Raw genomic sequence first — 1632 nt, forward strand, 5'->3', positions numbered from 1 at the left:
CGGGTGACCGCTCTGTCGGCGTGCCCGAACCCGGTGCCGAGCCGCCGCGGCGGCGCCGTCCGCCGCCCCCGCCGGTGCGCGACGACCCGCCCACGGACATCATCCCGGCGCAGGCCCCGGTCGAGCCGGCCCACGAAGAACCCGACGAGTTCTTCGACGAGGACGACGAGTACGCGGACTACGACGAGTACGAAGACGACTACGACGAGGCCGGGTACGACGAGGACTACGACGACTACGAGGACGAGCCGGCGAAGCCCCGCAAGAAGAAGAGGGGCAAGCGCTTCCTGGGCTGGGTCGCCGCGATCGCGGTGATCGCCCTGCTCGCCGGCGGCGCCTACTACGGCTTCACCAAGTTCTTCGGCTACGAGGACTTCGACGGCGCCGGCGACGGGGACGTGCTGTTCCAGGTCGACGACGGCGACTCGACGTCGGCGATCGGCGCGAAGCTCGCCACCGCCGGGATCGTCGCCAGCGGCAAGGCGTTCGTGAAGGCCGGCGAGGACAACCCGAAGCTCGCCCGGATCCAGCACGGCTTCTACGTCATGAAGTCGCACATGTCCGGGGCCAGCGCGGTCGACCGGATCACCGCGCCGGCGTCGCGCGTCGGCCAGCTGGAGATCCGGCCGTACACGCAGTTCGACGACATCACCCAGCCCGACGGCAAGGTCACGCCCGGCGTGTACAGCCTGCTGGCGAAGGCGACGTGCGCGCAGCTCGACGGCAAGAGCACCTGCGTGTCCGCCGACGACTTCCGCAAGGCGGTCGACGGGGCGGACCTGAAGACGCTCGGCGTGCCGGACTGGGCGATCGAGCCGGCGAACAAGGCCGACCGCAAGGACCGCAGGCTGGAAGGCCTGATCGCGCCGGGCCTCTACGACGTCCGGCCCGGGGCGAACGCGCAGGAGGTCCTCGGGCAGCTGGTGAAGAGCTCGACCGAGGCGATCCAGAACGCCGGGCTGAGCCCGCAGTCGACCGGCCCGGGCATGACGCCGTACCAGACGCTCATCATCGCGTCGATCATCGAGCGCGAGGCGGTCAAGGCCGACTTCGGCAAGCTGTCGCGGGTCATCTACAACCGGCTGGCGATCAACATGCGGCTGCAGATGGACTCCACGGTCAACTACGTGCTGGACCGCCCGACGCTGCTGACCAACGAGGGCGACCGCGTGAAGTCCGGCGCGTACAACACGTACAAGATCAACGGGCTGCCGCCGACGCCGATTTCGGTGCCGAGCGCGGACGCGATCCAGGCCGCGGTGCACCCGGCGGCGGGGGACTGGGTCTACTTCGTCAAGTGCGAGAAGAACGGCCTGTCCTGCTTCGCGGTCACCAACGACGAGCACAACAAGAACCGCGACCTGGCCAGGGATCGCGGTGTCATCTGAGCCCCGCAAGGCCGCGGTGCTCGGCAAGCCGGTGGCACACTCGCTGTCCCCGGTGCTGCACGGCGCCGCGTTCGCCGCGCTCGGCCTGACCGGCTGGACGTACGAGCGGATCGAGACGGGCGCCGAGGAGCTCCCGGCGCTCGTCGACGGCCTCGGCCCGGAGTGGGCGGGCCTCTCGGTCACCATGCCGGGCAAGCGCGCGGCCCTGGACCACGCGGCCGAGGCGACCCCGCGCGCGGCGGCG

Annotated in this window: 1 protein-coding gene and 1 pseudogene; both read left to right on the forward strand. The window is 70.8% G+C overall.

Annotation, left to right across the window (positions count from 1 at the left end; translation table 11 throughout):
- Positions 1-20 precede the first annotated feature (20 nt).
- Entirely contained in the window at positions 21-1388 is a 1368-nt protein-coding gene (gene mltG / locus G3I65_RS54800; RefSeq protein ID WP_160704391.1) for an endolytic transglycosylase MltG, read from the forward strand.
- A 16-nt stretch (positions 1389-1404) separates the two neighbouring features.
- Positions 1405-1632: pseudogene (locus G3I65_RS54805) on the forward strand (shikimate dehydrogenase); the annotation flags it as partial.

It is taken from the genome of Amycolatopsis sp. SID8362 (assembly GCF_010550475.1).
In the GTDB taxonomy this organism is placed as follows: domain Bacteria; phylum Actinomycetota; class Actinomycetes; order Mycobacteriales; family Pseudonocardiaceae; genus Amycolatopsis; species Amycolatopsis eburnea.